At 63.3% G+C, this 20,267-nt stretch carries 18 protein-coding genes; 5 read left to right on the top strand and 13 right to left on the bottom strand.

What is annotated here, in order from left to right:
* Positions 1-98: 98 nt before the first annotated feature.
* From NKH42_RS01625 to gcvA, 4 genes are all read right to left on the bottom strand, one after another.
* The gene (locus NKH42_RS01625) at positions 99-1,403 is read right to left on the bottom strand and encodes an ABC transporter substrate-binding protein (protein WP_352751770.1); all 1,305 of its coding nucleotides are present in this window, start codon (positions 1,401-1,403) and stop codon (positions 99-101) included.
* A gap of 162 nt (positions 1,404-1,565) precedes the next feature.
* On the bottom strand, positions 1,566-3,023 hold the full coding sequence (locus NKH42_RS01620) for a hypothetical protein (protein ID WP_352751772.1): 1,458 nt from the start codon (positions 3,021-3,023) through the stop codon (positions 1,566-1,568).
* 22 nt (positions 3,024-3,045) lie between these two features.
* A complete protein-coding gene (pncB, locus tag NKH42_RS01615; protein ID WP_254815847.1) occupies positions 3,046-4,350 on the bottom strand; it encodes a nicotinate phosphoribosyltransferase in 1,305 nt (434 codons plus the stop codon).
* A gap of 192 nt (positions 4,351-4,542) precedes the next feature.
* Positions 4,543-5,517: a transcriptional regulator GcvA gene (gcvA, locus tag NKH42_RS01610; protein ID WP_352477004.1), complete on the bottom strand. Its 975-nt coding sequence runs from the start codon at positions 5,515-5,517 to the stop codon at positions 4,543-4,545.
* 182 nt (positions 5,518-5,699) lie between these two features.
* Here gcvA and speB point away from each other — a divergent pair, with 182 nt between their 5' ends.
* From speB to NKH42_RS01590, 4 genes are all read left to right on the top strand, one after another.
* On the top strand, positions 5,700-6,761 hold the full coding sequence (speB, locus tag NKH42_RS01605) for an agmatinase (protein ID WP_352751773.1): 1,062 nt from the start codon (positions 5,700-5,702) through the stop codon (positions 6,759-6,761).
* Between the two features lie 134 nt (positions 6,762-6,895).
* Positions 6,896-7,705 carry a transporter substrate-binding domain-containing protein gene (locus NKH42_RS01600; RefSeq protein WP_352751774.1) on the top strand — a complete coding sequence of 270 codons (810 nt, stop codon included), beginning with the start codon at positions 6,896-6,898 and terminating at the stop codon, positions 7,703-7,705.
* Between the two features lie 6 nt (positions 7,706-7,711).
* Positions 7,712-8,380: an amino acid ABC transporter permease gene (locus NKH42_RS01595; RefSeq protein ID WP_254815843.1), complete on the top strand. Its 669-nt coding sequence runs from the start codon at positions 7,712-7,714 to the stop codon at positions 8,378-8,380.
* Positions 8,377-9,024 carry an amino acid ABC transporter permease gene (locus NKH42_RS01590; RefSeq protein WP_352477000.1) on the top strand — a complete coding sequence of 216 codons (648 nt, stop codon included), beginning with the start codon at positions 8,377-8,379 and terminating at the stop codon, positions 9,022-9,024. The genes NKH42_RS01595 and NKH42_RS01590 overlap by 4 nt, the downstream gene beginning before the upstream one ends.
* 17 nt (positions 9,025-9,041) lie before the next feature.
* Here the strand turns inward: NKH42_RS01590 and NKH42_RS01585 are convergent, their stop codons facing one another.
* Entirely contained in the window at positions 9,042-10,445 is a 1,404-nt protein-coding gene (locus tag NKH42_RS01585; protein ID WP_352751777.1) for an MATE family efflux transporter, read from the bottom strand.
* 232 nt (positions 10,446-10,677) lie between these two features.
* Between NKH42_RS01585 and NKH42_RS01580 the strand changes: the two genes are divergently transcribed.
* Complete coding sequence (locus NKH42_RS01580) at positions 10,678-11,259, top strand: histidine phosphatase family protein (protein WP_352756561.1); 582 nt, start codon at positions 10,678-10,680, stop codon at positions 11,257-11,259.
* A 19-nt stretch (positions 11,260-11,278) separates the two neighbouring features.
* Here NKH42_RS01580 and NKH42_RS01575 read toward each other — a convergent pair whose 3' ends face one another.
* The 8 genes from NKH42_RS01575 to NKH42_RS01540 all read right to left on the bottom strand — a co-directional run bounded on the left by NKH42_RS01575 (position 11,279) and on the right by NKH42_RS01540 (position 20,066).
* Complete coding sequence (locus tag NKH42_RS01575) at positions 11,279-12,865, bottom strand: FGGY-family carbohydrate kinase (RefSeq protein ID WP_352756549.1); 1,587 nt, start codon at positions 12,863-12,865, stop codon at positions 11,279-11,281.
* On the bottom strand, positions 12,862-13,545 hold the full coding sequence (locus NKH42_RS01570) for an HAD family hydrolase (RefSeq protein WP_254815839.1): 684 nt from the start codon (positions 13,543-13,545) through the stop codon (positions 12,862-12,864). Before NKH42_RS01570 ends, NKH42_RS01575 begins: the two co-directional genes overlap by 4 nt.
* Positions 13,546-13,560: 15 nt before the next feature.
* Positions 13,561-15,039 carry a mannitol dehydrogenase family protein gene (locus tag NKH42_RS01565; RefSeq protein WP_352751779.1) on the bottom strand — a complete coding sequence of 493 codons (1,479 nt, stop codon included), beginning with the start codon at positions 15,037-15,039 and terminating at the stop codon, positions 13,561-13,563.
* Positions 15,040-15,108: 69 nt separating this feature from the next.
* The gene (locus tag NKH42_RS01560; protein WP_352751780.1) at positions 15,109-15,879 is read right to left on the bottom strand and encodes an L-iditol 2-dehydrogenase; all 771 of its coding nucleotides are present in this window, start codon (positions 15,877-15,879) and stop codon (positions 15,109-15,111) included.
* The gene (locus tag NKH42_RS01555; protein ID WP_352751782.1) at positions 15,876-16,880 is read right to left on the bottom strand and encodes an ABC transporter ATP-binding protein; all 1,005 of its coding nucleotides are present in this window, start codon (positions 16,878-16,880) and stop codon (positions 15,876-15,878) included. The genes NKH42_RS01560 and NKH42_RS01555 overlap by 4 nt, the downstream gene beginning before the upstream one ends.
* Positions 16,881-16,932: 52 nt before the next feature.
* The gene (locus NKH42_RS01550) at positions 16,933-17,757 is read right to left on the bottom strand and encodes a carbohydrate ABC transporter permease (RefSeq protein WP_352973913.1); all 825 of its coding nucleotides are present in this window, start codon (positions 17,755-17,757) and stop codon (positions 16,933-16,935) included.
* An 11-nt stretch (positions 17,758-17,768) separates the two neighbouring features.
* Positions 17,769-18,641, bottom strand: a complete 873-nt coding sequence (locus tag NKH42_RS01545; RefSeq protein WP_031195183.1) for a carbohydrate ABC transporter permease — start codon at positions 18,639-18,641, stop codon at positions 17,769-17,771.
* Positions 18,642-18,755: 114 nt separating this feature from the next.
* Positions 18,756-20,066: an ABC transporter substrate-binding protein gene (locus NKH42_RS01540; protein WP_254815834.1), complete on the bottom strand. Its 1,311-nt coding sequence runs from the start codon at positions 20,064-20,066 to the stop codon at positions 18,756-18,758.
* Between the last annotated feature and the right edge of the window lie 201 nt (positions 20,067-20,267).

Below are 20,267 nucleotides of genomic sequence, written 5' to 3'. Positions count from 1 at the left end.
ACCGGCGGATGCGCGAAGCACCCCCCTCTGGCCTGCCGGCCTGGCCGGCAGGCCAGAGGAGGGTGTCTTGGCGCTCACGCTTGCTGCGGCAGCCAAGCTCACAGCGCCTGCGTCGTGTAATCCCCTTCCGGCTCGTAGAGGCCGTCCTCGATCTTGGTCTTGTGGACGACATTCAGCCGGCCGCCTTCGACCTTGGAGATGTTCTGGATGCCAAAACACTGGTGGATCTTGCCGTTGAAGGTTTTCGGCCCCTGCGGATGCTCGGGCCCTTCGGCGAACTCGGTCAATGCCTCGGTCGCCTCGACCAGCTTGGCGCGGTCTTCCGGGCCCTTGTAGCCGGCGTCTTCCATCGCCTTCTTGACGACATAGAGCGTTTCCCAGCAGCCGAACATATGCGCGGCGGTGGAGACGTCCTTGGGGTCGCCGACGGCGGCACCATTGTCGTCGATGCCGACGGCGGCGCGATAGGCCTTCTGCGCGGGGGAATCATCAGGCTGCGCGTAGCGCGGCGAACCTTCCCAGAAATGGCTGCCGTCAAGGAATTCGAGGCCGGGGCTGTTGATGTCGGTAGCTTCGAGCGAATCGATGAAGCCGAACAATTGTGGCCGATTGGAGCCGTAGAACTCGCCGAGCTCCTTGACGAAGGTGAGCACCGCCGGGCCGACCATGACGTGGTAGATCACCTCGGTCTCCGCGGGGATCTGCGGGAAATATTTGGTGAAGGAGGATTCTGTCGGGGGGATGGCGATCTGGGCGATGACCTCGGCGCCTTGCGCCTTCAGGGCCGGCGGCAGGTAGTCGCGATGGTCGTAGCCGAACGCGAAATCGGGAAATATCTGCGTCACCTTCTTGCCGGCATTGGCGGCAATCCACGGCGCCATCGACTGGATCTGGCTCTTCACATCGGTGATGCCGGGCTGGAAGACGTAGCGGTTCAACTTGGTCGACGCGACGTGGTGGCCTTCGCTAACGACGAAATAGGGCATCTCGGCCTCGCCGGCGGCCGGCGCCGAGCCGATGACGACATGCGAAAACAGCGTGCCGTAGACGATGTCGGTCTTGTGCTGGGAGGCGAACTTGCCGACGACTTCGGCGCCCCGGCCGGGATCGGTGCCGTCATCCTCGATGATCACCTCGACCGGCCGGCCGTTGATGCCGCCAGCATCGTTGATAGCCTTGACGGCAGCGGCCGTGGTCTTCTCGTACCAGCGGCCGTAGGCGGCGCCGATGCCGGTGCGGTGCGACTGAAAGCCGATCTTGATCGGCGCCGAGCTCTGCGCCTGGCTGTAACGCACGAAACCCGGCGCGACGGCAAGACCGGCGCCGGCGGCAAGGCCCTTCAGCGCCGCGCGGCGGGTGAGAGCGGATCTGGAGAGATCGAAAAACCCATTCTTGTCAGTCACGGCAGTTCCCCTTGTTTTTGAGCTTTGACCAATGGCTGTAGCAGGCAGGCCACTCTTGTTAAGAGGGCCGAAAATTGCATGTGTACAAACTAAATCACCAAAGCTCTGACGTGGCAAGCGAGCTTTCCCCAAGGTCCGATTGACGGCCATCGCGCACCTCGTTCATCCGGCGCTCGGCGTCGCAAGCAGCCATAGGCCGAGCACGGTATAGGCGATCATCAGCACGGTGAGCGGGAACTGGCTGAGCGCGGCGCGAGCCGGACCGGGATGCAGCCGCCAGGCCAAGCCATGAGCGACAAGCACTGCAAGCATGTGGCCGGCAATGATGACGCCGGCCTGGAGGTTCCACAGCCACCACGCCGAGCCGGCGCCGGCGACAACGCCGGCTTCAATTGACATGTCGGCGGTACCGAACAGGTTCCAGCCCAGCGCAAGCGGGTCGGAAAGAGCGGCAATCGCATATTGGCCGTCGACCAGCAGCGCCGTCAGATAATGCGCGAAGTGGTAGGCGAGCGCGATCGGTACGATCGACCAGACCAAAAGCCCGGCGGCGTGACCGAGCGAATGCTTGCTGCCGGCAAGGTGCTGGCCAAGAAAGAGGGCGAGCGCGAACACCGCCGCAAGCACGGCAAAGCTCAGCGCAAGGCCGAAACTGCCGATGCCGATCAAAGCGGTGCGTCCAGGAAACTCCAGCGGATTGATCCCGAACCAGCCTAGCCAGAAGAAGGTTTTCGACAGGCCGTCGAAGGAGACAGACGACAGCGCAAGCAGCAGGAAAGCGACGCCGCTGAGCGGTAGCGGCGCGGCACCGAGCAGCTTGGCACCCGGCCAGCAGAGTTTGAGCCGGCCGTCCTCGTTGTGCTCGACGATGGCGAAGTGCGCTACCATGGCAAAGAACACCGTCAGGAACTCGCCGCGCTGGCTCCAGTCGCGGTATCCGAAGACCTGCATGGCGGCAAAGCTCAGCAGCCAATAGGCGCCGGCGGCCCAGGCCAGCCGCGCCGGATCGTCGGGCGCAGGGTCGATCAGCTCGAACCAGGCGAAGGCGAAGAACAGCACGAAAGCCGGCCAATAGCCGAGCCACTGGGGGAGCAACTGCGGCTGCGATCTGCCGAACAAGTGCGAGACGACGCGGCACGGCCCGTACCACGGATTGGCCCACGACCAGAGATCGCCGGCGAGCCCCTGCAACAGAGCCAGGCCAACCCAGAGCAATGTCCATACGGTCAGCGGCAGTGGATTGGAGAGCGGATCGCGGCTGCCGAACAGGCCGGCGGCGATCAGAATTGCAAAGCCGGCAAAGGATACCAGGCTGACGGCAGTTCGCGCGCCGTCGCCGAAGGCGAAAAGCGGCAGGCGTTTGCGCCAGAAGCGGTCGAGGGAGTCCGGCGGGAGTAGAGCGAGGATCAGGAAGCTGGCGGCAACGGCGAGCGCGCCACCCACGACGTAGTAACCGGTGGGAAGCAGCAGGACGTGGCCGCGGTCGGAGGCGTGGGCGAAGGCGGGAGTGGGCGAGAATGCAAAGCCAACAACGACGAGAGCTAGACTGTAACGACGGGGCTCTACGGCGTCCCCCTCTGTCCTACCGGACAGGACAGAGGGGGGCGCGAAGGAACTCATACTACGCAAGAGTCCCCCCACCTCACACTTTCACCAGTTGCTCCACGCGATCCTTCTGGCCGAATATCCGCAAATAGCGCTCGATCTCTTTCTCGTCGCCGGTCGACTTGGCCGGATTGTCGGAAAGCTTGACCGCCGGCCTGCCGTTGGCTTCGGTGACCTTGCAGACCAGCGAGATGGCGTCTAGCCGGTTGGTCTCGGTCGGCGCGCAGCCCTCGAAATCATTGGTCAGGTTGGTACCCCAACCGAAGGACATGCGCACCTTGCCGCGGAAGTGGCGGTAGGTCTCCTCGATGGTCTCGACCTCTAGCCCATCCGAGAAGATGAGCAGCTTCTGCTTGGGGTCCTTGCCCTTTTCGCGCCACCAGGAAATGATCTTCTCGCCGCCTTCGATCGGCGGCGCGCTGTCGGGGCGGAAGCCGGTCCAGTCGGCGACCCAGTCCGGTGCATCGCGCAGGAACGCCGCGGTGCCGAAGGTGTCCGGCAATACGATAAGCAAGTTACCGCCGTAGTAGCGCTGCCAGTCCTGCAGCACGTTGTAGGGCGACTGTTTCAATTCCTTTTCCGAATTGGTGAGCGCGGCGAACACCATCGGCAGTTCATGCGCGTTGGTGCCGAGCGCCTCGAGATCGTTGTCCATGGCGAGCAGCACATTGGAGGTACCGGTGAAGGCCTCGCCGATGCCCTCCTTCAACGCTTCGACGCACCAGCGCTGCCACAGGAAAGAATGGCGGCGGCGGGTGCCGAAATCCGAGATGCGGATGCCGGGCAGCGCCTTCAGCCGCTCAGTCTTGGCCCACATCTTGGCCTTGGCGCGGGCATAGAGCACGTCGAGCGCGAACGGCCCGAACGCTCGCATGGCCGCGCGAGATCGAAGTTCATTGATAATTGCCAGCGCCGGGATCTCCCACAGCGTCGTGTACATCCACGGGCCGCTGAAGGCGAGTTCGTATTGGCCGTCGCGCTTGGAAAGCTCGTATTCGGGCAGCCGGAAATTTTCCAGCCAGGCGAGGAATTCCGGTTCGAAGATCTGCTTGCGGCCATAGAAGGTGTTGCCGCCGAGCCAGATCATCTCTTTCTTCGAGAAGCGCAAGGTGCGGGCATGGTCGAGCTGCTCGCGCAGCTCCGTCTCATCGATCTCCTCGGCAAGGCGGACCGAGGTGGTTCGGTTGATCAGCGAGAAGGTGGCGTCGACCTTGGGATACATGCCCCAGATCATCTGCAGCATCAGAAGCTTGTAGAAATCGGTGTCGAGCAAGCTACGGACGATCGGGTCGAGCTTCCAGGTGTGGTTGTAGACGCGCCGCGCTATATCGGTCTTTGCCATCGCTCAATGCGCCTTCGCTGCTCGCTCTAGCTTTTGTCTATCGCAATTCCGGATGGAAAACCGCTGCGCACTTTTCCTGGAATTGCTGCAAATGCCTCTTAGCATCGAATTTTTGAACGCGCCTCCCGCTTTGCGGGCTGGCCCGACAAAAAGAAGCCCCTGCGGCAAGCGGCGCCTGCGGCAGTTTCGGCCTCAGGATGCGGTCTTGGAGCCGACCACCTTGAGCGCTGGACGCTTGCGGCGAATGCCGATGCGACCTGCCACCGGCGCGTCGGCGCGGCGGTCGGCCTGCTCTTTCTCGGCAAACAGCCAGTCGATGAACAATTGCACGATCGGCGCCGACCGCATCTCGTTGCGGCAGACGACGTAGAAATCGTCGACCGCCGGCACGGAAAGGCTGAACGGGGCGACAAGCAGACCCCTGGCGAGCAGTCCGCTTGCCGTCACCGTATCGCCGAGCGCCACGCCATGGCCGTGAACCGCGGCCTCGGTCGCCATGCGCGCATCGCCGAGATGATGGCGGCGGCCGCGCTCGAGGTCCAGTGCGTCGGCGGCGGCCAGCCAGGTGTGCCATTCGCGGCCGTCATCGCCATGCAGGAAGACGTGATCGGCGAGGTCGCGGACGGTGCGGATCGGGCGGTTGTTGATCAGCGTCGGACTGACCACCGGGAACAGTTCGAGACCCGACCATTTGCGCATCCAGCAGTCGGTCCAGCTGCCGTCGCCATAGTGCACGCAGACATCGATGTGCGGGGCGCGGACGTCCTTGGCGTCATTGGATGGGATCAGCGTCAGCCTGATATCCGGATATTGCGAGGTGAAGCTGCCCAGCCGCGGGATCATCCACAGCAACAGCAGAGCCGGCACGCACGATACCGACAGCGCGCCGGTGCTGGCCGGCCGTGTCATGCGCTGCGTGGCGGCGGCAATGCCGTCGAAGGCGGTCGACACCGCCGGCAGCAACTCGGCGCCGTGCGGCGTCAGCTTCACCCGCTGGCCGGCACGCTCGAACAGCTTGACGCCCAATGATTGCTCGAGCGCCTTGATCTGATGACTGATGGCGCCGTGGGTGACGTTCAGCTCGGCCGCCGCCTTGCTCAATGAGGCATGGCGCGCCGTCGCCTCGAAGGCGCGCAGCGGATTGAGCGGTGGCAAACGCTTGGCCATTTGGAACCTGAACTCTGTGAGATTTTCTCACAGCGAACACCCTAACAATATCAATTGATTTTTCAATGCAGCTACAGGACACTTTGCCCAGGCATTGCATCAAGACGTGAAATCTGCAGGCGGCCAACGCTGCGGCTATCGAGGCCGCCGTCCGCGCACCGCCCCAGCCATGGAGGACCGACATGGGTTACGACCGCGGCAAGCTCGAAGCGTTGCGCCGCAAATATGGCGAGAGCCATGGCGGCGAAATGTTCGACCCGAAATTCCAGCGTGTCGCCGACAAGATCTTCTCCAAGACCGGCACGCGGCTGGCGCCCTATTCCGGCATCCCGACCTTCCTCGCGGCGCCCTATCGTGAAATCGCCGCCGACAATCCGGATTTCGGCGATCTGCAGGTGGCAATGATCGGCGTGCCGATGGATCTTGGCGTCACCAACCGGCCGGGCGCCCGTTTCGGGCCACGGGCGTTGCGCGCCATCGAGCGCATCGGCCCCTACAATCATGTGCTGGAATGCGCGCCGACGCATGAGCTGAAGGTCGCCGACATCGGCGACGTGCCGTTCCAGAGCCGCTACCGGCTGGAGACCAGCCATGACGACATCGAACGCCGCACCAACCAGATCGTCGACGCCGGCGTCCTGCCCTTGTCCGTCGGCGGCGATCATTCGATCAGCCACCCGATCCTGAAGGCTGTCGGCAAGAAGGCGCCGGTGGGCATGATCCATATCGACGCCCACTGCGATACCAGCGGCCTGTTCGACATGACCAAGTTCCACCATGGCGGGCCGTTCCGCAACGCGGTGCTGGACGGCGTGCTCGACCCGAGCCGCACCATCCAGATCGGCATTCGCGGCTCGGCCGAATATCTGTGGGAGTTCACCTATGAGTCCGGCATGACCGTAGTGCATGCCGAAGAGGTGACCGGCCTCGGCATTCCCGCCATTATCGAGAAGGCGCGCAGGATAGTCGGCGACGGCCCGACCTATGTCTCCTTCGACATCGACAGCATCGATCCGGCCTTCGCACCGGGCACCGGCACGCCGGAGGTCGGCGGGCTGACGACGCGGGAAGTGCTCGAGCTGCTGCGCGGCCTGAAGAGCCTCAACATCGTCGGCGGCGACGTCGTCGAGGTGGCGCCACAATATGACGCGACCACCAACACGGCGCATGCCGGCGCGCAGGTGCTGTTCGAGATCCTCAGCCTGATGGTGTTCAGCCCGGCAATCACCGGCAGGGCGGGCTGACACGCTCGACCATGATCCCGAAAGCGAGAACCGGTTTCGGAAAAGATCATGGTTCACTAGAGAATCCAAAGGCGACCGCCGCGCTGGAGCCGGCGGTTGCATTCAACAAACAAGCTTCCAGCAGGGGAATGACAATGACACTTCACATGAAACTCAAATCATCCATCGCCGCCGTGCTGATGCTCGGCGCGACCGGTCTTGCTTTCACCACCCGGGCCGCCAATGCCGACGCCATCGACGACATCGCCAAGGCCGGCGCCATCAATGTCGGCATCTTTTCCGACTTCCCGCCCTTCTCCTCGGCCAGCGCCGACATGAGCATCAAGGGCTACGACATCGACGTGGCGCAATCCATCGCCGACCAGCTCAAGGTCAAGCTCAATCTGGTCAGCGTGACCGGCCAGAACCGCATTCCGTACCTGACCGACAAACGCGTCGACCTGCTGATGAGCGTCGGCTACTCCAAGGAGCGTGAGCAGGTGATCGATTTCGCCGCCGCCTACGCACCCTACTACATCGCCGTCATCGGCCCGGCAGCACTCTCGGTCAAAAGCAAGGAAGACCTTGCCGACAAGTCGATCGCCGTCAATCGCGGCACCCTGGAGGACACCTCGCTGACCGAGGCGGCACCCGCCTCGGCCGACATCCGCCGTTTCGACAACTATAATTCCGTCATCCAGGCGTTCATCTCGGGCCAGACCCAACTGATGGTGGTCGGCAACGATGTCGGCGCCCAGGTGCTGGCTCGCCAGGAGGAACTGAAGCCGGAGCAGAAATTCCAGCTTCTCACCTCGCCCTCGCATATCGGGCTCAACAAGAAGGAAGACCGCCTCAAACAAGCGGTCAACGATGCGGTCGCCAAGATGCTGGCCGACGGCAAACTGGACGAAAGCTCGAAGGCCTGGCTGAAGACACCGCTCGATCCCGCCAATCTCAAGGATTGACGGCCAGTGACCTATAGCCTCGACTTCGGCTGGCTTGCCGGGGCGACAGGGGCGATCGCGCGCGGCGCGGCCACGACGATCCTGCTGATCGCTGTGACCACGCTGGCGGGAACGTTGCTCAGCATCCTCGGCGCGGCAGGGCGGCGGAACGGTCCGCTGCTGCTCAAGCGGGCGATCGGCTGGTATGTCGAGGTGATCCGCAACACGCCGTTCCTGGTGCAGCTGTTCTTCATCTTCTTCGGGCTGCCCAGCATCGGCGTCAGGCTCGATCCGGTGCTGGCGGCCATGTTGGCGATGACGCTCAACATGGCCGCCTACACGATCGAGATCGTTGGCGCCGGGCTCGACGCGGTGCCGCCCGGGCAGACGGAAGCGGCACTGGCGCTTGGGCTCAGGCCACGCCAGGTCTTCATCAAGATCGTGCTGCCGCAGGCGCTCAAGGTGATCTATCCGGCGCTGACCAGCCAGATCGTCATCATGATGCTGGAATCCGCCGTGGTGTCGCAGATCGCGGTGCGCGAGCTGACCTATGAAGCCGACATGCTGCAGGCGCGCACGTTCCGGGCTTTCGAGACCTATTTCGTGGTGACGATGGTCTATCTCGCCCTGTCGATTGGGCTGCGCCGGCTGCTGGTCGGCGGCGGCCGCCGGCTTCTTGGAGCCGGCGTGTCATGATCGAATTCACCTTCTGGGACATTCTGCGCAACCTGCTGCTGGCCGCGCGCTGGACGGTGCTCTTGTCGTTGGCCGCCTTTGTCGGCGGCGCCGTGGTTGGTATGGTCGTGCTGTTCTTCCGGATCGCCAAGAATAAATGGGCGCGGCGGCTTGCCTCCGGCTACATCGCGCTTTTCCAGGGCACACCGCTGCTGATGCAGCTCTTCCTGATGTTCTTCGGCTTGCCGATGCTTGGCTTGCGCATCGAGCCGTGGACCGCGGCGGTGCTTGGCCTGACCTTCTTCGCCAGCGCCTATCTCGCCGAGATCTGGCGCGGCGGCGTCGATGCGCTGCCGCCCGGCCAGTGGGACGCCGGCGCCAGCCTCGGCCTGCACTACCTGCAGGAGCTCAGGCTGATCATCCTGCCGCAGGCGTTTTCGATCACCCGCGCGCCGACCGTCGGCTTCCTGGTGCAGCTGATCAAGTCGACCGCGCTGACCTCGATCATCGGTTTCGAGGAGCTGGTGAGGACATCCAACGCGATCAACAATGCGACCTTCGAACCGTTCAAAGTCTATGGGCTGGTAGCGCTGATCTTCTTCGTCATGTGTTTCCCGCTAACGCAATACGCACGTTCGCTCGAGCAGCGGGCGGCGGCCCGCTGAGCCGGGCGACCAGCAATTCAACGCCCGAACGCCAGCGGCGGCGCGATTCTGTCGCGCCTCAGCCAGCGCGCCAGCAGGAGTGCAGCAACCACCGCCAGTCCCGACGACAGGCCGATCCAGATGCCGACGCCGTGGAAGCCGAAACGGAAGGCGAGCAGCACGCCGAGCGGCAGGCCGATGCCCCAATAGCCGATCGCGGCGTAGATCATCGGCACCTTGGTGTCGTGCAGCCCGCGCAGCATGCCGCTGGCTACCGCCTGCGCGCCGTCAAAAACCTGGAACAGCGCGGCAAAAGCGAGGAACGACACGGCAAGCGCCACCACCTCGGCATTAGCCGGATTGCCCACATCGATGAAGGCGCCGATCAAGAGATGCGGCCACAAGATCATCACCAGCCCCATCAGCGCCATGAAGGAGACACCGACGACATAGGCGGTCCAGCCAGCCCGGCTGACACCTTCCGGATTGCCGGCGCCGTGGGCGAGCCCGACGCGCACCGTCACCGCCTGGTTGAGGCCGAGCGGCACCATGAAGGTGACCGAGGCGATCTGGATGGCGATCGCATGGGCGGCAAGCGAAGCCGCATCGATCAGGCCCATGAGAAAGGCCGCCGCGTTGAAGATCGTCACCTCGAACGCCAGCAGGCCGGCGATCGGCAGGCCGAGCCGCAGCAGGCCCTTGAAGCGCGGCCAATCGGCGCGCCAGAAGCGTCCGAACAGACGATAGCGCCGGAATTTCTTCTCAAACATCACCACCGTCGCCATGCCGGCGAACATCAGCGTACTGGACAAAGTGGTGGCAAGGCCGGAGCCGGCGATGCCCATCGATTGGATGCCGAGATTGCCGAACATGAACAGCCAGTTGAAGAAGGCATTGCAGGCGACGGCAACGAAAACGATGATCAGTGCCCAGCCCGGCCGCTCCAGCGCCGAAATGAACGAGCGCAGGACGATATAGCCGAAAAAGGGCAGCACCGCCCATTCGAGCCAGCGCAGATAGATACCCGCCTGATGCGCCAGCGCCGGCTCCTGCCCCATGGCCAGCAACACGCTCTCGCCGTGCCAGAGAAGGGCCCATATCGGAAGGCAGATGAGGATCGCCAGCCACAGACCCTGGCGCACGGTGCGGCGCAGGTCGCGCACCGAGTGGCGGTGACGGCCGAGCTCGGTCGCCATCATCGGCGAGGTCGCCAGCATCAGGCCAAGTCCAAAGATCAGCGGCATGAAATAGAGGTTGGCGCCAAGCGCGCCGCTGGCCAGCGTGTCCGGCCCCAGCCGCCCCATCATCATGACGTCGGTAGCGGTCATCGCGGTCTGGCCGAGATTGGTCAGCACCATCGGCCAGGCGAGCGCCAGCATCGCCCTGATTTCCCGACGCCAAAGGTTTTCCGGCGCGCGAGCGTCGGCTTCGATCGCAGACATTCCAGTTTTCCGCCTATCCGATTGCGGCACGTCGGCAAGAGCCGGAAGCCGCATCTCAGCGCAGAAACGGCCACGATCGGCCGGATTCCGCATTACGACGGGTTTGTCTATGAAATAGGCACCGGTGGCAAGGGGCTGACTTGCGGAAGGGTTAAGCCAGTCAGCTCAATGCAGGCTGTTGGAGAGGCTATGGAAGCCGCTATGGTCACGGTGGATTCATTTGAAAGGCACCCTGATGAGCGCGTTTCCCGAAATCTATCTGGTTCGGCATGGCGAGACGGAATGGAGTGCATCCGGAAAGCATACCGGCCGGACCGACATACCGCTGACGCCGGCCGGCGAGGACGCTGCGCGGCGGGTCACTGAGCGGCTAAAGGGCCTGTCCTTCTCGGCGGTGTGGTCGAGCCCGTCGCAGCGCGCCTTCAACACCTGTGCGCTGGCCGGCTTCGGCTCTTCGGGCGTAAAAAAGGACGATCTGGCAGAGTGGGATTATGGTGCCTATGAGGGATTGACCACCAAGCGAATCCTTGCCGAACGTCCAGGCTGGCGTCTCTTTCGCGACGGTTGCCCGAGGGGCGAATCAGCCGCGGACGTCGGCTCGAGGGCGGACCGCATCGTCAGCCAGCTGCGCCAGGCCAACGGCAACATCCTGGTGTTTTCAAGCTCGCATTTCCTGCGAGTGCTGGCTGCGCGCTGGCTCGGCCTGCCGCCGCAAGAGGGCGCGCTGTTCGTGCTGGATACCGCCAGCATAAGCGTGCTCGGTTATGAGCATGATCTCGACGAGCCGGTTGTTCGGCGCTGGAACCAGCGATAGCGCGTGAAAGCCGTTCGACCTATATGATCGCGTCCAGCGACCGCCTTTGCCTGTGCATTTCGAGGAACACGCGGTAGTCGCGGTCGAACCGGCCGGCGGCAGCCGGATTGGGCTCTCGCGTCCTGCCGCCTTGCTGCATGGCAACGCAGGCGGCATTCAAATCGGGAAAAAGCCTGGCCGCGGTGGCGGCAATCATGCCGGTGCCGAGCAGCACCGCCTCGTCCGCCAGCGGCTCGACCACCGTGCAGCCGGTGGCGTCGGCATAGAGTTCCATCAACAGCGGGTTCTTAGTGTGGCCGCCGGTGACGTGCAGCGTGTCGATCAGATAGCCGTTCTCGTTCAGTGCTTCCAGCACATGGCGGACGCCAAGCGCGATGCTGACGGCGGTGCGCCAGTAAAGCTTGCACAGGCTGTCGAAGGAGGAATCCAGTGTCAGTCCGCTAATGACGCCGACGGCATGCGGGTCGGCAAGCGGCGAGCGGTTGCCATGGAAATCCGGCAATACATGCAGCCTTGCGGCGAGGTTGCCACCCTCGGCGGCGCGCAGCTCGGCGACGCGGCGGGCGATCCTGGCATGCATTACGGCATCCGGCTCGCCGCCGGCGCCATGCCAGCGGATGATGTGATCGAGCAGCGCTCCTGTGGCCGACTGGCCGCCTTCCGACAGCCAAAGACCGGGAAGGGCTGCGCCATAATATGGCCCCCAGACACCGGCGAAAGGCTGCGGATCTGGCGACATCGCCATGACGCAACTCGACGTACCGGCAATCAGGGCCAGATGGCGGCCGATGTTCGTCGCGTCACCTGCGAAACCGCCGAGCACGCCGAGCGCGCCGGCATAGGCATCGATGACGCCGGCGCCGACCCGGCATTTTTCGGTGAGGCCAAGCTCCGCCGCGGCTTGCGCGCTGAGCGGACCGATATCTGCGCCGACCGGGCTCGCCTTGTCTGGCAAATTGCCGTGCTCGAAAAGGTCGCCGAGCCCGACCGCTTCGAAGAAGTCGCGCCGCCAGCCGGTCGCTTCATGGGCCAGATAGGTCCATTTGGCGGTCAGCGTGCATTGCGAACGGGCGAGCGAGCCGGTCGCCTTCCAGGTGAGGAAGTCGGTGAGGTCGAACAGGTAGCCGGCTTCGTTCCATGTTCCGGGCAGGTTGCGCTTCAGCCACATCAGCTTCGGCGTTTCCATTTCCGGCGACATGACGCCGCCGATATAGTCGAGCACGGCGTGGCCGCTTTCGGTGCATTCATCGGCCTCGGCAATTGCGCGATGGTCGAGCCAGACGATGGTGTCCCAGCGCCTTTCGCCAGTAACGGACACGCTGAGCTGGCCGCCATGCCGGTCCCGCACCACCAGCGAGCAGGTGGCGTCAAAAGAGATGCCGACGATATCCTCAGCCTTCACGCGCGCCTTTTCGCGGGCAGCGCGCACGGCACTGCACACCGCCGACCAGATATCCTGCGAATCGTGCTCGGCGTGATCGGCCTTCGGCTGTTGCATGACGATCGGGTGCTCGGCGCGGCCGAGCAAGGCGCCACCGGTGTCGAGAATGCCGGCACGGGCGCTTCCGGTGCCGACATCGACCGCGCAAACGAAACTATTGGTCAAGGTGTTCTTGCTCTCGCTCCCAGGCCTGCAATCAGATCGGGCAATTGCAGCATGTCAGCGAATATAAAGTCCGGCTCACTTGACGCAAGCCGCGCTTTCAAGGCCGGGTTGCCGGTGTGCGAGCCGCCGGTGAAGGCAAGGACGCGCATGCCGGCCGCCCGCGCCGCTTCGATGCCGGCCGGGCTGTCCTCGACGACGAGGCAGTTTCGCGGGGCCGCTCTCATTTTATCTGCTGCATGGAGAAAGAGATCGGGCGCCGGTTTGCCCCGCGCCACCATGGCAGCGCTGAACAGATGCGGCTCCAGCAGCCCAAGCAGCCCCGTAACCTCGAGCGCATAGCGGATGCGCTCCAGCGTGCCGGAGGAGGCGACGCAGCACGGCACGCCGAGCTTCGGCAGGACCTGTGCGATGCCTGGCATCGGTTTCAGCTCCTGGCGGAACTTGCGCATCAGTTCGGAGCGCATCTCGGTCAGATGCTGGTCGGTGAGATCGAGCCCGAAGTCGCTTGCGAGGATTTCGCGGACGCTCTTCATGCTCTTGCCGAGGAAGTGCTCGTAGGCAATGTCCTCGCTGACGTTGCCGCCGGCAAGCGCGATCATCTCCAGCAATGCCGAGACGGACAGCATCTCACTGTCCACCAGCACGCCGTCACAGTCGAAAATGACCAGTTCAGGCGTCATCGCGCTGGATCGGCTTCAGAGGTCGCCGGCGAGATAGCGCGTCAGTGTCGCGCGCGCGCCGTCCGCCCACAGCGATTTGAGCGCATGGGCGAACGCTTCGGCGAAAGGCGGCGAGCGGCCGACATCGCCATAGATGTCCTCCATGGCAAGCCAGGCGCCAGGCATGTCCCTGGCCGCCTTGGCCGTCGCCTGCAACCGGCCCCAGTTAGGGTCGTTGGGCTCGGTGACGGCACCGGAGTCCGTCGTGCCGAAGCAGTAGCGACACCAGAGCGCAGATTCCAGCGCCAGGCCGGTGACGCTTTTGCCAGCCTTCAGCCGGTCGGCGATCGTCGGAATGATGAATTTCGGCTGGCGGTTGGATCCGTCGAGGCAAAGCCGGCGTATGGTGTCGCCGATCTTCGGATTGGAGAAGCGGTGCTCGATGAGCTGGTAGTAATCTTCGAGGTCGGTGTCCGGAACCGGCGGCACGGTCGGGATGATCTCATTATGCTCGAGCTTGTCGAGGAAGCCGCGTACCAGTGGCTCCTGCATCGCCTCATGGACGAAATGGATGTCCATCAGCCCGGCCGGATAGGCGATGGTCGCATGGCCGCCATTGAGAATGCGGATCTTCATCAGCTCATAAGGCGCGACGTCGCTGACGAACTGCACGCCGACCTTTTCCAGCGGCGGGCGGCCGTCGGTGAAACGGTCCTCCAGCACCCATTGCTTGAACGGTTCGCAAAACACCGGCCAATTGTCGTCGAGGCCGAACTCGCTGGCGAGCATGCCGCGCTCGCGGTCGGTGGTGGCCGGCGTGATGCGATCGACCATGCCATTGGGAAAGGCAACCTTCTCGCTCACCCAGTTTGCCAAACCTTCGTCGATCAGCCGCGCAAGGCCGATGACGCCATCTGAGGTGACATGGCCGTTATGGGGGATGTTGTCGCAGGACATGACGGTGAAGGGCACGATACCGTCGGCACGGCGGCGTAGTAGCCCGGCGAGGATGAGGCCGAAGACGGTCTTCGGCGTCGCCCCCGGCTCAGCGTCGGCAACGATGTCGGGATGTGTCGGATTGAAGACGCCAGAAGCCGGATCGATGAAATAGCCGCCCTCGGTGATGGTCAGGGAAACGATCTTGATCGCCGGATCGGCAAGCCGCTCGACGATTGCGATCGCGTCGCCAGGCACCAGGAAGTCGATCATGACGCCGGTGACGCGCGCGCTCATATGGCCGCTGTCCTGCTCGACCACGGTGGTCAGCCAGTCCTGCTCCTGCAGCTTGCCGCGGCCGACCTTCTCGCCCTCGAAGACGCCGGCGCCGACAATAGCCCAGTCGTGGCCAACCCCCGAGTTGAACAGGTCGTCGAGGTAGACGGCCTGGTGCGAGCGATGGAAATTGCCGACGCCGAAATGCACGATGCCGGCCTTGAGCGCGGCGCGATCGTATTTCGGCCCGGCGACCTTGGGCGGCAGCTTGGCTAGGATGGAAGAAGAGAGCTTCACGGTCATCTGCTTTACCCTTTAGCGGGACGGCTCTTCCCCCCGTGGAGGAGACGGGAGAAGAGCGCCTTCGCCCCCTCAACTCATCCACTGGCCGCCATCGACATTGTAGGTCTGGGCGACGATGTATTCGGCCTCATCGCTGGCCAGGAACACCGCCATGCCGGTGAGGTCTTGCGCCGTGCCCATGCGGCCATAAGGCACGGCTTCGCCGACCAGTCTCTTCTTCTCGCCCCTCGGCCGGTTCTCGAACTTGGCGAACAAGGCATCGACATGATCCCAGTGCTCGCCGTCGACGACCCCCGGTGCTATCGCGTTGACATTGATGCCGTGTTTGATCAGGTCGAGCCCTGCCGACTGGGTGAGCGAGATGACCGCCGCCTTGGTAGCGCAGTAGACGGCGACCAGCGCCTCGCCGCGGCGCCCGGCCTGGCTTGCCATGTTGATGATCTTGCCGCCCTTGCCGCGGGCAATCATAGAACGGGCGGCGGCCTGCAACGTAAACAGCGTGCCGGCGACGTTGACCGAAAACAATTTGTCGTAGCTTGTCTTGGTGATCTCGACGATCGGCGCCAGGTCGAACAGGGCGGCGTTGTTGATCAAGATATCGAGGCCGCCGGTCCTGGTTTCGACCGCCTTGACGGCCGCATCGATCGACGCGACATCGGTGACGTCCAGCTTCACCGCGTAGGTATTGCCGCCGATTTCGGAAGCCGTCTTCTCGGCAGCCTCGAGGTTGATGTCGCCGATGGCGACGGTCGCCCCCTCTCGCATGTAGGCTTCGGCAAACGCCCTGCCGATGCCGCGCGCCGATCCGGTGATCAGCGCCGATTTACCCCGGAGCCTCATTGCAGCATCGCCTTCCCATCGGCGCCGAAACGATGCAGCTTGGCCTTGTCCGGCGTCAGATAGATCGTGTCGCCGTGATGGGCGGCCAATTCGCCGTCGGCACGCACCGTCAGCTGCCCGACGCCATCCGCCTGGACGTGCAAAAACGTGTCGGAGCCTAGATGCTCGGCAACGCCGACCGTCGCCTTCCAGTCGCCTGACGCCTTCGAAATGTTCATATGCTCCGGGCGGATGCCGACTGTCTTGGCGCCATATTTGGCGGCCGGCGCGCCTTCGATCAGGTTCATCTTCGGCGAACCTATGAAGCCGGCGACGAACAGGTTCTTCGGCGTCTTGTAGAGCTCCATCGGGGAGCCGACCTGCTCGATATTGCCGGCATTGAGCACGACGATCTTGTCGGCCATGGTCATCGCCTCGATCTGGTCGTGGGTGACGTAGACCATGGTGGTCTGGAGCTGGTGGTGCAGTTCACTGATCTCCAGCCGCATGGTGCCGCGCAGCGCCGCGTCGAGATTGGACAACGGTTCGTCGAACAGGAAGGCCGATGGCTGGCGGACGATAGCGCGGCCGATAGCGACACGCTGCCGCTGGCCGCCGGAGAGCTGCCCGGGACGGCGGTCGAGGTAGTTGGTGAGGTTCAGGATCCGCGCGGCGTCCTTCACCTTCTTGTCGATGGTCGCCTGGTCCTCGCCCGCCATCTTCAGCGGGAAGGCGATGTTCTTGGCCACCGTCATGTGCGGGTAGAGCGCATAGGACTGGAACACCATGGCCAGCTTGCGCTTGGCCGGCGCCTCGCCGGTGACGTCGCGGCCATCGATGATGATGGTGCCGCCGCTGGTATCCTCCAGACCGGCGATCAGACGCAACAGGGTGGATTTGCCGCAGCCCGACGGACCGACGAAGACGACGAACTCTCCGTCCTCGATGACCAGATCAAGGCCGGGGATAATGGACGTCGCCCCGAAGGATTTGGAGACGTTCTTGAGCGTGATGTTTCCCATGGTTTCCTCCCCCGAAGGGCTATCCTTTTCGTTTTGCGTCAGGCGATGCCCGCTACTTTACCGCACCGAATGTCAGGCCTCGGACCAGCTGCTTCTGGCTGAACCAGCCCATGATCAGGATCGGCGCGATCGCCAGCGTCGAGGCGGCCGAAAGCTTGGCCCAGAACAGCCCCTGCGGACTGGAGAAGGAGCTGATGAAAGCGGTAAGCGGCGCTGCCTCGGTGGTGGTCAGCCGGATCGTCCAGAACGCCTCGTTCCAGGCGAGAATGATGTTAAGCAGCATGGTCGAGGCGATGCCGGGCACCGCCATCGGTGTCAGCACGTAGATTATCTCGTTCCACAGCGATGCGCCGTCCATGCGCGCCGCTTCCAGGATCTCGCCAGGGATCTCGCGAAAATAGGTGTAGAGCATCCAGACCACGATCGGCAGGTTGATCAGCATCAGCATGACCATCAGGCCGATGCGGCTGTCGAGCAATCCGGTGTCGCGGAAGATCAGATAGATCGGAAACAGCACCGCGACGGCCGGCATCATCTTGGTGGAAAGCATCCACATCAGAATGTCCTTGGTGCGTTTGCCCGGCGAAAACGCCATCGACCATGCCGCCGGTATGGCGACGAGCAGAGCCAGGACGGTCGAGCCGACCGAGAGGAACACCGAGTTGAGGAAGAATTTGAAATAGCCGTTCTGCGCCTGGACCTCGGAATAGCTCTCCATGGTTCCCGACGGGAACAGGTTGAAGCCCTGGATGGCCTCCTGCTCCGACTTGAACGAGGTGATGATCGTATAGAGGATCGGGAAGAAGATCAGCAGGGCGACGATCCAGGCGGCCGCAGTCACAATCGTCTTGTGCCGGGTGGTGACTGCACGTGCCATCTTATCCTCCCTTATTTGTCCAGGTTCTTGCCGACGGCGCGCATGGCGAAGAAGGCGACGATGTTGGCGAGAATGACTGCGATGATGCCGCCGGCGGACGCCTGGCCGATTTTGAACTCCAGCAAGGCCTTCTGGTAGACGAGGAAGGGCAGGTTGGTGGAGGCATAACCCGGGCCGCCATTGGTGGTGACCAGGATCTCGGCATAGACCGACAGCAGGAAGATCGTCTGGATCAGGATGACGACGGTTATGGCGCGCGACATATGCGGCAGCGTCAAATAGATGAAGCGGCTGATGAAGCCGGCGCCGTCCATTTCGGCGGCTTCCTTCTGCTCGCCGTCGAGCGATTGGAGCGCGGTCAACAGGATCAGCGTCGCAAACGGCAGCCACTGCCAGGCGACGATGATGATGATCGCCAGGAGCGGGTGCTGCCCGAACCAGTCGATCGGCTGCCCGCCGAAGAAGCGCGCAATATCGGCGAAGACGCCGTATTGCGGATGCATGATCATGTTCTTCCAGACAAGTGCCGCCACCGGCGGCATGACGAAGAACGGCGAGATGACGAGGATGCGGACGATGCCTTGTCCCCACATCGGCTGGTCGAGCAGAAGGGCCAGCAGGATGCCGCCGATCACCGTGATCAAAAGCACGCTGACGACGATGGTGAGCGTGTTGAGGATCGACTGCAGGAATGCCGGGTTGGAATAGAACAGCGCGTAGTTCGAAAACCCGACGAAGCCGTCGCGCATCGGATTGAGTGGGTTGTACTGCTGGAAGGAGAACCACAGCGTGAATGCCAGCGGCACAATCATCCAAACCAGCAGCAGCACCACGGATGGCGCCATCATGAAGCGGGCAAGCGAACGGGTCTGCTGAGTAGCCATGACGGTCACCCTTCGAGGTCGGCCAAGTTTTTCAGCGGCGTAAAGTTGGCCGCCCGAACTGGGATTCGGGCGGCCCGTGCCGGCTGCCATGGGCAACCGGCACCGGGAGGCGCCTTATTTGATGTACCCGCCCTCGGTCATCGTCGCGGTGGCGGCGTCCTGTGCCTGCTTCAAGGCGTCGTCGACGCTCGTCTGGCCGGCAAGGGCCGCCGAGAAGAGCTGGCCGACAGTGGTGCCAAGGCCCTGGAACTCAGGAATGGCGACGAACTGGACGCCGACATAAGGCACCGGCTTGACGGTCGGGTGCGTCGGATCGGCGGCGTTGATGGAATCCAGCGTCATTTTCGCGAAAGGCGCCGCCTTCTGGTACTCCGGGTTGTTGTAGAGCGAGGTGCGCGTTCCGGGCGGAACGTTGGCCCAGCCTTCCTTTGAAGCGACCAGTTCGAGATAGTGCTTCGAAGTCGCCCAGGAAACGAACTTTTGAGCGGCGTCGGCCTTCTGGGTGCCGGCGGGGATGGCCAGCGACCAGGCCCACAGCCAATTGCCGCGCTTGCCGAGGCCATTGTCCGGCGCCAGCGCATAGCCGACCTTGTCGGCGACGGTCGAGTTCTTCGGGTCGGAGACGAAGGACGCAGCGACGGTAGCGTCGATCCACATGCCGCATTTGCCCTGCTGGAACAGCGCCAGGTTTTCGTTGAAGCCGTTGGACGACGCGCCCTCGGGGCCGTCGGCCTTCATCAGGTCGACATAGAACTGCAGCGTGTTCTTCCATTCGGGCTGGTCGAATTGCGGCTTCCAGTTCTCGTCGAACCAGCGCGCGCCGAAGGAGTTCGACATGGCGGTCAGGAAGGCCATGTTCTCGCCCCAGCCGGCCTTGCCGCGCAGGCAGACGCCGTTCACGCCGTTGGCGCGGTCGGTCATCTTGTCGGCGGCCTGCTTGATGAAGTCCCAGGTCGGTGCATCGGGCATCTTGAGCCCGGCCTTGTCCATCAGGTCCTTGCGGTACATGACGAAGGAGCTTTCGCCATAAAACGGCGCTGCGTAGAGCTTGCCGTCGACCGACAGGCCGCCGGCTATGGCCGGGATGATGTCCTTGACGTCATAATCGTCGCCGAGCTTGTCGAGCGGCAAAAGCCAGTTCTGCTTGGCCCAGATCGGCACCTCATAGGTGCCGATGGTCATCACGTCGTACTGGCCACCCTTGGTGGCGATGTCGGTGGTGACGCGCTCGCGCAGGACGTTTTCCTCGAGCGTGACCCACTGTAGCTGAATGTCGGGATTTTTGGCGGTGAAGTCGTCGGTCAGCTTCTGCATGCGGACCATGTCGCCATTGTTGACCGTGGCGATGGTGATGGATTCGGCATGCGCGGCGAAAGCGAGGGCGCTGGCCGAGAACAGGCCTAGGGTGAACGTGCGAAGTTTCATCAAAATTCCTCCCATAAACCAAGATGAGCATTTGCCTTGGCTGTGGGCAATTACTCACCTGCGATGAATTCTGTCAAGACGGATTCGTTGCTGCAGCGCAGCACGCCGGGTCTCGTGCGGCGACAAGCTGGGACGTTTGCGGCATGTCTGACGAAAGATTTCAGCCGGGCTGATTGGCCCGGAGCTTTGCTGTCGGGCTTG

Source organism: Mesorhizobium sp. M1142 (genome assembly GCF_040318565.1).
Classification (GTDB): domain Bacteria; phylum Pseudomonadota; class Alphaproteobacteria; order Rhizobiales; family Rhizobiaceae; genus Mesorhizobium.
This window is presented reverse-complemented; position numbering and strand designations above follow the sequence as displayed.